A 13,778-nucleotide genomic window follows, 5' to 3' on the forward strand; every position below is an offset into this window, starting at 1 on the left:
GGCGCGCCGGCGTCACGTGCGACCGGCGTGCGGGGCGAACAGGTCGAGCAGCCTGGTCCGCGCCGCCCGCACCCGGTGGGCCAGGATCTCCGCGATCACCCGCAGCAGGACATAGCCGAACTCCGGGTCCTCGTCGCACAGGGCCTGCACCTCGGGCCCCTGGAACTCGTAGGCGCGCACCGGCGAGAGCGCCTCGGCCCCGAAGTCCCACTCGTAGGGCGGGAACAGCCAGGACCAGCCGAGCAGGTCGCCGGTGTCGAGCGAGGAGACCGCGGTCGGCCGTGGCCCGCCGAGCCGCAGGTCGAGCGTCACCGTCCCGGACCTGATGATCCAGAACCGGTCGGCCCGCCCCTTCTCCTCAAAGATCCGTTCGCCCTGCGCGAAGGAGACCTCCTCCGCCAGGGACATCAGGCGCTCCCGGTAGTCGGCCGGAAGGACCCGCAGCAGACGCCGTGGGGCGGCCATCGCCGGCCTCCTCCCATTGCTCCCTCAGGGGGACACTGCCATTGCACCGCGCCGACCGCCCGGCCGCATCCCGAGCCCCCCGCCGCCACCGGGGCCGAATCGGCACGGCGGGCGCCGCTCACTGTCAGTGGCACCGCCTAATCTGTGCCAGGTGACCGCACCCGCAACAGCTGACCAGGCAGGCGAGGGCCGCGCCGCCGGCCCGCCGGCCGGCGGGCACCTCCCCGGCGGCCGTCCGGCCCCCGGGCCCGCGGCGGACGAGGGGCTGGCCCGCCGGCTGCGCGCCCTGGCCTGCACCGCGCCGCTGCACGACCTGGACGCGCGCAAGGCCAACCTCGCCGGCGAGTACAGCACCTACGCGATGGCCGAGGTGGCGCTCGCCGCGATCGACCTGGTCACCCTCAGCATGGACTTCGACACCGGCGCCGACCACGAGCAGGTCGTCGCCCGGCTGCTGCCCAGGGTCGCCGCCCAGGCCCCGAGCCGGCCCGCCGCCGAGCACGAGCGGGTCGCCCGCTGGGTCCTGGACAACCTGATCAACGTCGGCAGCGTCGACCGCGGCTTCCGCGCCGTGTACGGCACCTTCGAGCCCGACGGCTCCTACGTCCGCCGGGACTACGACTTCAAGCTCGTCGAGGAGGTCCCGGGGCCCGGCGGTGGCGTGTACCTGCGCACCACCGACGAGGCGGTCAACGTGCTGGTCGGCGCCCTCGACACGGACGTCACCAGCGCCCAGATCGCGGCCGAGGTCAAGCTCGAGGTGCTCATCAACCGCGGCCGCCTCGCCGACGCCCAACTCGCCGCCGAGCAGGCCAGGTACCGCACCGTCCAGTACGCGGAGACGCTGCGCCGCACCCTGGAGACCACCCGGCGCAACGTGCGCGCCGTCGACTGGCTGCACGCCGTGCCCGACATGATCGACGAGGCCCTCGGCCACATCGCCGACCGCTACCGCCACGAGAACGCGATCCTCACCAACATCAGGCGCGCCCGCGACGAGGCCACCGACACCGGCCACAAGCTGCGCGCCGCCGAGCTGGTCGACATCGTCAAGGACTGCATCAGGCGCCACACCCAGCTGCAGTCCCGGCTGTTGGAGGCCGGCCCGCTGTTCCGCGCCGAGCAGGACCGCCAGGCGTTCCGGCCGCCGGCGGCCAGGGCGGGCGCCGACCTCTACGGACAGCTGCTCGCCCCGCTGCTGCCGGAGCCCCTGGAGCGCGCCACCCGCGTCACCGACGCCTTCTTCGCGCGGGGCACCGGCCCCCGCCCACCGGGCGCCGTGCGCCTGGCCGACCTCGCCGAGTCGCTGCTCACCCCGCCGGCCCCGCGCGAGCACCTGGGCGCCGAGCTGCCCGAGCCCGACCTGGTCACCACCCCGGACGACAGCCGGTTCAGCGAGGAACAGCTGGCCGCCGCCCTGGAACTGCTCCAGCTCCCCGAGGACGCGCCGCGCCGGCTCTCCGGCCTGCTCGCCGAGGCCCGCCGCGCCGATCCCGACCTGCCGTACCTGGTGGCGCTGCTCGCCGTGCACGCGGCGAGCCCCCCGGTGGGCACCGCGCACCGGCAGGGCGAGAGCCGGCTGCTGTTCGCCGTGGACGACGGCACCGAGCTCGACGACCCGGAGTTCGGCGGCGCCGACCTCATCGTCGGCACCGCCCTGCTGGCGCCCGACGGCTCGGCCCCCGCCCGCCGTCCCGCCCGCACCCTGGTCACCGTCCCCGCACCGGCCACTCCCGCGGAGCCCGGCCGATGACCGCCCACGCCCCTTCCCCGGCGGAGGTGGGCCGTGGCCTGCCCGCGACCCGACCGGTGACGGGATTCGCCGAGGCCGGCCGGCCCGTGGCGAAGGCGGCGGGCCCGGCCGGCTCCGGGCCGGGGGCGTTGCGGGGGCGACGGCCGCGGCACGCCCGGCCGGCGCGCCGGACGCAACCGCCATCCCGCGTAGCGAAGGACGCACCGTGACAGAACCCCTCACGCCGACCAGCGACCAGACCGCTCCACCGCCGCGGAGCGGACCCGCGCCGACCCCGGCCGACGCGGCCGACGCCGCCCGGCTCGTCTCCTTCGGCCTCCAGCCCAAGCTCTCCCCGGCGCGCGACGCCGAGTACGGCGCCCTGCTCCGCCGCTACCAGGAGGAGCCCCCCTTCGCCCGGCTCGCCGACGCGGTGGCCACCGGCCTCGGCCTCGTGGTGCTCGAGGTGTCCACCCGCGCCGGCATGGCCGTCGCCGCCGCCGAGGACTCGGTCTTCGCGGTCCGCATGGGCGAGTACGCGCGCCGCGCCACGGCCGACCCGGCCGACCGCTTCCTGCACGGCCTGGCCCATCTCGCCGTCGCCGCCCTGGCGTTCCCCCGCCCCGCCGACCTCGCCGACGACGGCTACATCGGCCGGATCACCGTCAACGGCGTGGAGGCCTTCGTCCGCCAGGCCTGCCGCCGCATCGAGGAGCGGGCCGCGGAGCAGGGCGAGAACACCGACCCGGTCAGCGAGGCCCCCGGGCTGGAGGCGGCGTGGCGGGTCTACACCCGGCGCAGCGCCACCGGCGCCACCAAGGACGCCCGCCGGCTCGCCGGCTCCACCACCGGCATCATCGGCAAGGCCGTCGGCTTCCTGGCCGACTCCGGCTTCCTCCAGCGCACCGGGGACGACGGCGGCGGCACCTACCGCACCACCGCCCGCTACCAGCTCCAGGTCCGCGAGCTCGCCGCGACCGGCGCCATGGCCGAGCTGCTCGACCTCGGCATCGTCCCCGTCGGCGACGGCAGCGGCTCGCTGCTGCCGGCCGACACCGACGACGGCGAGCTGGTCGACGGCGCCGGCCTCCCCTTCCACGGCTGAGCCACCGTCACCGCCCGCCACCCACCCGACCCAGCGACTTAACGAGAGTCCCCAGTCATGTACGAGCTGTCCCGGATCCGCCTCTACTCCATCGGACCGGCCGGTGCCCGCTACGCCGACACCGTGCTCGACCTGCGAGGAGTCGGCGAGCCGGTGCCCCGACCGGCGCCCGCCCAGGCGGACTTCTTCGAGGACGAGCCGGTGGGGCCGCCGCGCCGCCCCGCGCCGGCCGGCGTGCTCTTCCTGGAGAACGGCGGCGGCAAGTCCGTGCTGCTCAAGCTCATCTTCTCGGTGATGCTGCCCGGCCACCGCAACACCCTGGGCGGCGCCAGCTCCGGCGTGCTGCGGAAGTTCCTCCTCGCCGACGACTGCGGCCACGTCGCCCTCGAATGGCAGCACACCCTCACCGGCGAGACCGTGGTCGTCGGCAAGGTCAGCGAGTGGCGTGGCCGCCAGGTCTCCGGCGACCCGCGCAAGTTCGCCGAGGCCTGGTACTCGTTCCGGCCAGGACCGGGGATGAGCCTGGACTCGCTGCCCGTCGCCGAGTCCACCGCGCTCCGCCCCCGCGCCGACGGCACCTCCGGCGCGTCGGGCCGCCGCCGGACCATGAAGGGCTTCCGGGACGTCCTCACCGAGACCGGCAAGGCCTACCCCAACCTCGACGTGGTCTGGGAGGAGGTCCACGAACGCTGGGTCGACCACCTGGGCAGGCTCGGCCTCGACCCCGAACTCTTCCGCTACCAGCGCGAGATGAACGCCGACGAGGGCGAGGCCGCGGGCCTGTTCGCCGTCAAGAACGACTCGGACTTCACCGACCTGCTGCTGCGCGCCGTCACCGACACCCGCGACACCGACGGCCTCGCCGACCTGGTGCACGGCTTCGCGCACAAGCTCGGCCGCCGCGCCGAGCTGGGGGCCGAGCGGGACTTCACGGCCGGCTCCCTCGATCTGCTCACCCGGATCACCGAGGCCGCCGGCGAGCGCGACTCGGCCCGCGCCGTCCACCTGGCCGCCGAGCACCGGGCCCGCGCCCTCGCCCGGCTGCTCGCCGCCCGCGGCGCCGCCGAGCGCGCCCGGGCCGCCGAGCTGGCCGAGCACGTCGCCGCCGCGGCGCACACCGTCACCGACGCCGAGCGGGCCCGCGCCACCGCCGGCCGGGTCGCCGCCGAGCTGGCCTACCGGCACGCCTCGCTCGCCCTGGCCGCCGCCGAGAAGGCCGCCGCCGCCGGGCGCCGCGAGCTGACCGAGGCGCGCACCCTGCACGCCGCCTGGCAGGCGGCGGAGACCGTGCTCCAGCACCGCGCGGCGGCCGACCGCGCGGCCCGCGTCGCGGCCGCCATCCGCGAGGCCGAGCGGGACGCGGCCCCCGCGCTCGCCGCCCGCGGCCGGGCCGCGGCGGCCCTGGTCCGCGCCCTGCACACCGCCGCCGCGAGCAGCGAGCTGGCCGCCACCGAGCAGGAGGAGCGGTCCGCCGCGCTCCAGGCCGAGTCGGAGGCCGCCCACCGCGACGCCACCACCGCCGCCACCGAGGCCCAGCGGGCCCGCAGCGAGAGCGAGCACCTGCGCCAGCGGCTCGCCGAGGTCGAGCAGGAGACCGAGCAGGCGGTGCGCGCCGGCTGGCTGGACGGCGCCGACCCGGCCCGCGCCGCGCTCGCCGCGAGCGACGCCGAGCGCGTCGCCGTGGCCGCGTACGAGACGGCGCGGGAGGCCGCCCGGCGCACGGCGGACGCGGCCCGCGCCGCCACCGGCGAGCACACCAGGGCCGAGCTGGCCGCGGCCCGCGCCGCCGACGCGGCGCGGGCGGCCGAGGCGGCCTGGCGGGGCGAGCAGCGCACCGCGGCCGCCCTGGCGGCCGAGCCGCGGATCGCGGAGCTGCTCGGCCTGCCGGCGCGGGCCGACGAGGGACCGGCGTTCACCGCGGAGGAGCTCGACCGCGCGGCCGAACAACTGGCCGGCCTGCTCGAGGAGCGTGTCGCCGACGCCGAGCGGCAGCTCTTCGAGCTGCGCACCGCGGCCGCCGACGACTCCCGCATCCTCGCCGCGCTCGGCGACGGCGGCCTGTTGCCCCCGGGGCCCGACGTGCTGGCCACCGTCGAGTACCTCGGCGAGCACGGCATCCCGGCCCTGCCCGGCTGGCGCTACCTGGCCCAGGCGGTCAACCCCGCCGACCACGCCACGGTCCTCGCGGCACGCCCCGAGCTGGTCGACGGCGTCGTCATCACCGACCCCGACAGCCACGCCAGGGCCCGCGAGGTGCTCTCCGGGGCCGCGCTGCTGCCCCGTTCTGCCGTCGCCGTCGGCACCGCGGCCGCCCTGCTCGCCCCGACCCCGCCGCCCGGCGGCGCGGAGAGCGGCGTCTTCCTCGTGCCACCGAACCCGGCCATGCACGACGAGTCCGCCGCCGACGACGAGCGCCGCGCCCTGCGCGAGCGCGCCACGAGGCGCGACGCCGAGATCCGCGACCTCGCGGCCAGGCTCACCGCCGACCGCACGCTGGCCGCCAGGATCGCGTCCTGGCGCGCCGGCTGCCCGGCCGGCCGGCTCGCCGAGCTCGCCACCGCCGCGGAGCGCGCCGCCGGTGAGGCCGAGGCGGCCGGCCGGCAGCTCGCCGAGGCGGACGCCGCCCGCGCCGAGGCCGAGGAGGCCGCCGCGCAGGCCGCCCGCGCCAGGGAGGAGCGTCAGGAGGCAGCCCAGCGCGCCCGCCGCGCCGCCGACGCGCTGGCCGGGCTGGCCCACCGGCTCCGCGAGCGCGCCCGCTGGGGGACCAGGCTCAGGGAGCTGGCCGCCGAGGCCGCCGAGGCGGCCGAGGCCGCGGCCGCCTGCCTGGAGCGCGCCCGCGCCGCCGACGAGGACCGGCGCGCCGTGCAGCGCGCCGCGGACGACGCCCGTCGCACCGCCCGCGCGCTGCGCGCCGAGCGCGCCGAGGTGACCGGCGTCCCCGACGAGGGCGTCGAGGAGGCGGCGCCGGCCGCCGACGCGCCCTCCCTGCCGGCGCTGCGCGAGGCGTACCGGTCCGCGTCCCAGCTGTACGAGAAGGTCGGCGTCGGCGCCGACCTGCGCGCCGAGCAGGCCAGGGCCGAGGGGGACGAGAGCGCCGCGCTGGCCGCACTCGACCGGCTGAGCAACAAGGTCCGCACCCGCGCGGCCCGGCTGCTCGACGGTCCTGAGGGCGCGGACGGCCCCTCCCGGCAGGCCGCCGTGGCCCGCGCCGAGGCCCTGGTCCAGCTGCTGGAGTCCCGGGCGTCCGCCGCCAGCGAGCAGCTGGGCAGGCTGCGCGGCGAGGCCGAGCGGCTCGCCCCGGCCGACGGGGAGGCGCACATCGAGCTGCCGGCCGAGCGGGTCCCGGCCGACGCCGCGGCGGCCAAGGAGCTGCTGCGCGCGGCCACCGCCGAGTTGGCCGCCCACGAGGACGCGCACGCCGCGGCCGTCGCCGCCCACGAGGACCTGCTGCGCGAGCACCGGGCCGCCCAGGAGGCCGCCGCCGGATTCGAGGAGACCGCGGTGCCGCTGCGCGACCAGCTGCGCGACCCGGCCCCCGGCGCCGGCGCGCCGGCCGCCGAGGGCGGCGACGGCGCGGGGGAGCCCCCCGCCGAGCCCTACCAGGGCGGCCTCGACGAGGCCCGCCGGGCCGCGGCGGAGGCCCGCCGCTCCCTGCGTTCCTGCGCCGCCGGGCTCGCCGCGGCCGAGGCCGCCGTCCGGGAGGCCGGTGACCGGCTGGTGCGGCACGCCAACTCGACCCGGTTCGAGCAGGTCCGCACCCCCGCCCGGCAGCAGATCCGCGAGCTGCCGGCCGCCGCCCTGCCGGCCAACGCCGCCGCCTGGGCCGAGGCGTTCGCGCCCCGGCTGCGCGTCCTCACCGACGAGCTCGAGCAGTTGGAGCGCAACCGGGACGGGATCGTGGACCGGCTGCGCGGCCTCGTGGAGTCGGCGCTCGCCACCCTCCGCTCCGCCCAGCGGCTCTCCCGGCTGCCCGAGGGGCTTGGCGAGTGGTCGGGCCAGGAGTTCCTCCGCATCCGCTTCGACGACCCGGACCAGGCCACGCTCACCGAGCGCCTCGGCGAGGTCATCGACGAGACCACCCGGGCGGCCGTCCGTAAGAACTCCGACCTGCGGCGCGACGGCGTCTCGCTGCTGCTGCGCGGGGTGCACGCGGCGCTCGCCCCCAAGGGGGTGCGGGTCGAGATCCTCAAGCCGGACGCCGTGCTGCGGGCCGAGCGCGTCCCGGTCGGCCAGATGGGCGACGTCTTCTCCGGCGGCCAGCTGCTCACCGCCGCCATCGCGCTCTACTGCACGATGGCCGCGCTCCGCGGCAACGACCGCGGCCGCGACCGGAACCGGCACGCCGGCACCCTCTTCCTGGACAACCCGATCGGCCGCGCCAACGCCACCTACCTGCTGGAGCTCCAGCGGGCCGTGGCCGACGCCCTCGGTGTCCAACTCCTCTACACGACCGGCCTGTTCGACACCACGGCGCTCGCCGAGTTCCCGCTGGTGATCCGGCTGCGCAACGACGCCGACCTGCGGGCCGGCCTCAAGTACATCAGCGTCGAGGAGCACCTGCGGCCCGGCCTGCCCCAGCAGGATCCGTCGGCCGAGCCGGTGCACGGCGAGATCACCGCCACCCGGGTCTTCCGCAGACCGCGCTCGGGGGAGGGGAGCTGAGCGCCGGTCACTGACGCCGCAGCGGCCGGCGCCTGGCGGCGCTGCTCGGCGTCGAGATCACCCCGTGGCGCTGCTGCCAGGCCTGGCGGGTGATCCAGATGTCGAGCACCGCCCAGGTGGCGACGACCGTGCTGCCGAGCGAGCAGAACGCCATGGGCAGGGCCAGCCAGGACCCGGCCAGGGTGCACAGCAGAACGATCACGACCTGGGTGAGCGTCAGGGCGATGATGATCACGGCACGGACGGCGGCGGCACGCACCGGGTCCGGCATGCGGGGTCTCGCGTACACTCCGCCTTCGCTCCTCGCACGGCAAAGATGCGCTGATATGTCCTGCCCATCCATGGTAGAACGCCTTGCGGGCTCCTCGACGAGGGGTCAGGATGAGGCGCCCGCAGGCCAACTCCTCCCGCGGCCCGGGCCGATACCCCGGTGGCGGCCACGGCACCGGTAGTAGGCTCGCGCTGCGGCGGCGGGAACCCCCGAGCGGCCGCTCGAAGACCAAGGGGAGGGCATGCGCTTTCGCGGCAAGTCGATCCGGCGGAAGACGGGCGCGCTGGTCCTGGTGCCCCTGCTGTCGCTCGTGTCGGTCTGGGCGTTCGCCGCCACCGACGCCATCGGTGAGGCGAGAGCCGTCGGCGCCGCGTCCGACGCCGCGGCGGCCCTCACGGGGCCGACCCACGACGTCACCGCGGCCGTCCAGCGCGAGCGCCGCCAGACGCTGGTCCACCTCGGCGACCCGAGACGGGCCGACTCGCTCAGCGAGTTGCGGGAGATCAGGGAGGAGACCGACCGGGCCGTCGAGCGCGCCCGGCAGGGGGCGCGCGAGGCCGGGGGCGGCCTGCGTGACTCGGCCCGTGACCGCCTGGAGCGGCTGCTGTCGGCGCTCGACGGCCTCGACCAGGTGCGCGACCTGGTGCAGAGCAACACCATTCCCCGCGAGAACGCGTTGGCCGCGTACGGCGACGTCGTCGACCTCGCCTTCCGGCTGCTCGCGGTCCTCCAACCGGCGGACGATCCCGACCTCGCCCGGCAGGGCCGCGCCGTCGTCGGTCTCGCCCAGGCCCGCGAGCACCTGTCGGCCGAGGACGCCCTGGTCGCCGGGGCGCTGGCCGCCGACCGCACCGACGAGGTGCTCGGCGAGCTCGTCGAGCTGATGGCGCGGCGCGAACTCGCGTACGACACCTACCTGCCGGACCTCACGCTGGACGACCGGCAGGCGCACGAGGCGTTCTGGGAGAGCGGCACCGGCCGGGTCCTGGCCGCGGCCGAGGAGAGCCTGATCGAGGGCAACGCCGCGGCCGTCCGCGCCGACAGCTGGGAGGAGACCAGCTCCTCCGCCCTCGACCAGTTGACCGCCCTCGGCGGCGAGGCCGCCGCCCACCACCAGGAGCGGTACGACTCCGCCACCTCGGGGCCGGCCGTGCGGGCCTGGTTGGTCGGCGGCCTCGGCCTGGTGGCCGTCGTCGTCTCGGCCGTCGTCGCGGTGCGCGTCGGTCGCGGCCTCACGGGCGACCTGCGCGGCCTGGCCCGCGAGGCCAGGGACGCGGCCGCGGTCAGGCTGCCCGGGGTCACCCGCCGGCTCGCCGTCGGCGAGCACGTCGACGTGGAGACCGAGGCGCCGGTCCTGGAGTACGGCTCCGACGAGCTCGGCCAGATCGGTCGCTCCCTCAACATCCTGCAACGCGAGGCGGTCTCGGCCGCCGTCCAGCGCTCCCACACCCGGCGCGGCATGTCCGAGGTGTTCGTGAACCTGGCCCGTCGCAGCCAGGTCCTGCTGCACCGTCAGCTCAACCTGCTCGACGGCCTGGAGAGCCGCACCACCGACTCCGAGAACCTGGCCGACATCGTCCGCCTCACCCACCTGGCCACCCGCATGCGCCGGCACGCGGAGGGGCTCGTGCTGCTCTCCGGAGCCGCCCCGGCCCGCCAGTGGCGCAAGCCGGAGCAGCTGATGGACGTGGTGCGGGCCGCCGTCGACGAGGTGGAGGACTTCGAGCGGGTCGAGGTGCGCCGGCTGCCGCCGCTGGCCGTGGCCGGTGGCGCGGTCGCCGACCTCGTCCACCTCGTCGCCGAACTCCTGGAGAACGCCACCGTCTTCTCGCCGCCGCACACCGCCGTGCAGGTCGACGGGGAGCGGGTGCCGCACGGCTTCACGCTGGAGATCCACGACCGCGGCCTCGGCATGACGGCCGAGGCCCTCCGGGACGCCAACCGGCGGCTCGCCGATCCCCCCGAGTTCGAGCCGTCCGACACCGACCGGATCGGCCTCTTCGTCATCGGCCGGCTGGCCGAGCGCCACGGCATCAAGGTCTCCCTGCGGGACTCGCCCTACGGCGGCACCACGGCCGTCACCCTGATCCCCGGCGAACTGCTGACCGAGGTGCGCGAGTTGCCGGGCAAGCGGGGCAGTATCGCCGGGCGGCGGGACCGGCCGGCGCCGCACGGCGGCCCGGTGGAGCTGGAGGCGCCGGTCGGCGCCCCTGACCTGGTGCTCGGCCCGGCCTCGGGGCCGCCCGTCGCCGGTCCTTCGCCGGCCGTCGGGCACCCCGTGGAACACGGCCCGGCCCACGAGGCCGAGGCGCCGGTGGCGTCGCCCCGACTGCCGTACCGGCACCGCACCCCGGTGCTGGTCGCGGACCACGGCCGACAGGTGGGCGAGCCGCCCGAGCCCGAGCCCGCCCCCGCGGCCCCCATCCCGCTCGCCCGCCCCAAGGCCACGGAGGAGCGCACCAGTACCGGTCTGCCCCGGCGCGTGCGCCGCCCCGCGCCTCCGTCGGGCGGCTCGGGCCCCGGCGACGGAGGGGGCCCCGGCGGCCACCCCGAGGCCGACGCGCTGCCCGACGTCGACGCGGACGAGGTCCGCTCCCGGATGGCCTCCCTGCAGCGCGGCTGGCAGCGCGGCCGCCAGCAGACCGGCGACCGCCCGGGGCCGACCCGGCCCGACGCGCGCCCCGAGACCTTCGAGACACCCGAGACCCCCGAGACGTCGTAAGCCCGTAAGCAGCGAGAACACCGTAAGGCAGGACCGATGACCGCACCCGAGGCCGCGGCCCACGGCGGCGCCCCACCCGACGAGGCCCAGCTGGGTCGCATCCTCGACGAGTTGGCCGAGCGCGTGCCCAGCGTCCGGCACGCCCTGATCCTGGCCGCCGACGGCCTGCCCAGAGGCGCCACGCGTTCGCTGGGCAGGGACGACGCCGAGCAACTCGCCGCCATGGCCTCCGGTTTCCACAGCCTCGCCAGGGGCGTCGGCCGGCACTTCGAGACCGGCCATGTGCGGCAGACGCTCGTCGAGCTCGACGACGCCTTCCTGCTGGTCACGGCGGCCGGCGCGCGCAGCGCCCTGGCCGTGTTCGCCGAGGCGGACGCCGACATCGGGCAGGTGGCCTACGAGATGGCGTTGCTGGTCAAGCGCGTCGGCCCGCTGCTCGCCACGCCGCCCCGCGCCGACTGAGGCGCCGGCGTCCCCACGCCCCCGACGTCCCGACGGCGAGCCGCCCGGCGCGGCTCGTCGTGGCCGCTTCCTGCCGAAGATCACCGGAACGCCGCGCCCATGTCGCGAACGCGTGACAACGGGCCGGTGACGCGAACCGCCGCCGACCGTTCCGCGTCCGATCACGATGACGGCGGTGTCCCGGGACCGACGGGGGTGGTCCCGGGGCGCCGCCGTCCTCCGTGGAGCGCCACCCTGGTGCGTGCGTCGCCCACCTGGCATCGTCTCGCCCAGACGTGCCACGTGACCGCGTCGTTCGTGTAGACCAGACGGGAGCCGCCCATGACCGCCGCGCACGCCGCAACGCCCACCGAGCCCGCGCCCCTGTGGCGCCCGTCGCGGGAGCGGGCGGCCGGTGCCCGGCTCACCGCCTTCCACGCGCACGTCGCCGCCCGGCACGGCGCGCCCCCGCCGTCGCCCGACGACCCCGAGGGCTCCTACGCGGCGCTGCACCGCTGGTCGGTCGACGAGCTCGACGCCTTCTGGTCCGCCGTCGCCGACTGGTTCGACGTCCGCTTCGCCACCCCCCACCAGGCCGTGCTCGCCGACCGGCGGATGCCGGGCGCCCGCTGGTTCCCCGGTGCCACCCTCAACTACGCGGAGCACGCGCTCCGTCGGGCCCTCGACCCGGCCGTGGCCGAGGAGCCGGCGCTGCTGCGGGTCGACGAGCGGCACCGACCCGAGCCCGTCAGCTGGGCCGAACTGCGCCGCCAGGTCGGCTCGTTGGCCGCCGCCCTGCGAGAGCACGGGGTGCGCCCCGGCGACCGGGTCGCCGGCTACCTGCCCAACGTCCCCCAGGCCGTCGTCGCGCTGCTGGCCACCGCCTGCGTCGGCGCCGTCTGGACCTCCTGCGCCCCCGACTTCGGCGCCCGCAGCGTCCTCGACCGCTTCCAACAGGTCGAGCCCGTCGTGCTCGTCACCGTCGACAGGTACCGCTACGGCGGGCGGGAACACGAGCGCGCCAGCACCGTGGCCGAACTCCGCGCCGGCCTGCCCACCCTGCGCGCCGTGGTGCACGTGCCGCTCCTCGGCACCCCGGCGCCGGACGGCGCCCTGGAGTGGGACGCTCTCACCGCCGCCGACACCGAACCCGAGTTCACCCAGGTGCCCTTCGACCACCCGCTGTGGGTGCTCTACTCCTCGGGCACCACCGGGCTGCCCAAGGCCATCGTCCAGTCCCAGGGCGGCATCCTGCTGGAGCACCTCAAGCAGCTCGGCCTGCACTGCGACCTCGGCCCGGGCGACCGGTTCTTCTGGTACACCTCCACCGGCTGGATGATGTGGAACTTCCTGGTCTCCGGGCTGCTCACCGGAACCACCGTGGTGCTCTACGACGGCGCCCCCGGGTACCCCGACACCGGCGCCCAGTGGCGCGTCGCCGAGCGCACCCGGGCCGCCCTGTTCGGCACCTCCGCGGCCTACGTCATGGCCTGCGCCAAGGCCGACCTGCACCCGGGCCGCGACCTCGACCTCTCCGCCGTCCGCTGCGTGGCCACCACCGGGTCGCCGCTGCCCCCGGACGGCTTCCGCTGGCTGCACGAGCGGGCCGGCGCCGACCTGTGGATCGCCTCGGTCAGCGGCGGCACCGACGTGTGCAGCTGCTTCGCCGGCGCCGTGCCGACCCTGCCGGTCTACCCGGGCGAGTTGCAGGCCCCCGGGCTCGGCACCGACCTGCGGGCCTGGTCGCCCGACGGCCTGCCGCTCACCGACGAGGTGGGCGAGCTCGTGGTCGCGGCCCCCATGCCCTCGATGCCCGTGCGCTTCTGGAACGACCCGGACGACGCCCGTTACCGGGACGCCTACTTCACGACGTTCCCCGGCGTCTGGCGGCACGGCGACTGGATCACCCTCACCTCGCGCGGCACGGTCGTCATCCACGGGCGCTCCGACTCCACCCTCAACCGGCAGGGCGTCCGCATGGGCTCGGCCGACATCTACGAGGCGGTCGAACGGCTCCCCGAGATCCGCGAGTCGCTGGTGGTCGGCATCGAACTGCCGGACGGCGGCTACTGGATGCCACTCTTCGTCCGCCTCGCCGAGGGCGCGGCCCTGGACGACGCGCTGCGCGCGAGCATCCGGCGCACCATCCGCGAACACCTCTCCCCGCGCCATGTGCCGGACGAGGTCATCGAGGTCCCCGGGGTGCCGCACACGCTGACCGGCAAGCGCCTCGAAGTGCCGGTCAAGCGGCTGCTGCAGGGCGCGGCGCTGGAGTCCACGGTGAACCCGGGGTCCGTGGACGACGTCGAGCTCCTCAGGTTCTTCGAGCGCCTGGGCCGCGAGCGGGCCGCTGTCAGTGGCGGCGACTACCGTGGGTGAC

General features: G+C 76.8%; 8 protein-coding genes. 6 read left to right on the forward strand and 2 right to left on the reverse strand.

Annotation, left to right across the window (positions count from 1 at the left end):
• Positions 1-12: 12 nt before the first annotated feature.
• The gene (locus tag RNC47_RS00510) at positions 13-465 is read right to left on the reverse strand and encodes a Crp/Fnr family transcriptional regulator (RefSeq protein ID WP_311594544.1); all 453 of its coding nucleotides are present in this window, start codon (positions 463-465) and stop codon (positions 13-15) included.
• Positions 466-616: 151 nt separating this feature from the next.
• Between RNC47_RS00510 and RNC47_RS00515 the strand changes: the two genes are divergently transcribed.
• The 3 genes from RNC47_RS00515 (at position 617) to RNC47_RS00525 (ending at position 7,964) form a co-directional block, all read left to right on the forward strand.
• Positions 617-2,218 (forward strand): hypothetical protein, encoded by a 1,602-nt coding sequence (locus RNC47_RS00515; RefSeq protein ID WP_311594545.1) that lies wholly within the window; start codon positions 617-619, stop codon positions 2,216-2,218.
• Between the two features lie 205 nt (positions 2,219-2,423).
• A complete protein-coding gene (locus RNC47_RS00520) occupies positions 2,424-3,302 on the forward strand; it encodes a hypothetical protein (protein WP_311594546.1) in 879 nt (292 codons plus the stop codon).
• 57 nt (positions 3,303-3,359) lie between these two features.
• The gene (locus RNC47_RS00525) at positions 3,360-7,964 is read left to right on the forward strand and encodes a hypothetical protein (protein ID WP_311594547.1); all 4,605 of its coding nucleotides are present in this window, start codon (positions 3,360-3,362) and stop codon (positions 7,962-7,964) included.
• Positions 7,965-7,971: 7 nt separating this feature from the next.
• Here the strand turns inward: RNC47_RS00525 and RNC47_RS00530 are convergent, their stop codons facing one another.
• Entirely contained in the window at positions 7,972-8,253 is a 282-nt protein-coding gene (locus tag RNC47_RS00530; protein ID WP_394814680.1) for a hypothetical protein, read from the reverse strand.
• 223 nt (positions 8,254-8,476) lie between these two features.
• Between RNC47_RS00530 and RNC47_RS00535 the strand changes: the two genes are divergently transcribed.
• The 3 genes from RNC47_RS00535 to RNC47_RS00545 all read left to right on the forward strand — a co-directional run bounded on the left by RNC47_RS00535 (position 8,477) and on the right by RNC47_RS00545 (position 13,777).
• Positions 8,477-10,957 carry a sensor histidine kinase gene (locus tag RNC47_RS00535; protein ID WP_311594548.1) on the forward strand — a complete coding sequence of 827 codons (2,481 nt, stop codon included), beginning with the start codon at positions 8,477-8,479 and terminating at the stop codon, positions 10,955-10,957.
• Positions 10,958-10,993: 36 nt separating this feature from the next.
• Positions 10,994-11,419: a roadblock/LC7 domain-containing protein gene (locus tag RNC47_RS00540; protein ID WP_311594549.1), complete on the forward strand. Its 426-nt coding sequence runs from the start codon at positions 10,994-10,996 to the stop codon at positions 11,417-11,419.
• Between the two features lie 321 nt (positions 11,420-11,740).
• Complete coding sequence (locus tag RNC47_RS00545) at positions 11,741-13,777, forward strand: acetoacetate--CoA ligase (protein ID WP_311594550.1); 2,037 nt, start codon at positions 11,741-11,743, stop codon at positions 13,775-13,777.
• Position 13,778: the final 1 nt, after the last annotated feature.

The organism is Streptomyces millisiae (assembly GCF_031845425.1).
In the GTDB taxonomy this organism is placed as follows: Bacteria; Actinomycetota; Actinomycetes; order Streptomycetales; family Streptomycetaceae; genus Streptomyces; species Streptomyces millisiae.

Coding starts and splice junctions, on each gene's coding strand:
- RNC47_RS00525 (WP_311594547.1), top strand. CDS start 3,360: ATGTACGAGCTGTCCCGGATCCGCCTCTACTCCATCGGACCGGCCGGT.
- RNC47_RS00545 (WP_311594550.1), top strand. CDS start 11,741: ATGACCGCCGCGCACGCCGCAACGCCCACCGAGCCCGCGCCCCTGTGG.
- RNC47_RS00540 (WP_311594549.1), top strand. CDS start 10,994: ATGACCGCACCCGAGGCCGCGGCCCACGGCGGCGCCCCACCCGACGAG.
- RNC47_RS00535 (WP_311594548.1), top strand. CDS start 8,477: ATGCGCTTTCGCGGCAAGTCGATCCGGCGGAAGACGGGCGCGCTGGTC.
- RNC47_RS00510 (WP_311594544.1), bottom strand. CDS start 465: ATGGCCGCCCCACGGCGTCTGCTGCGGGTCCTTCCGGCCGACTACCGG.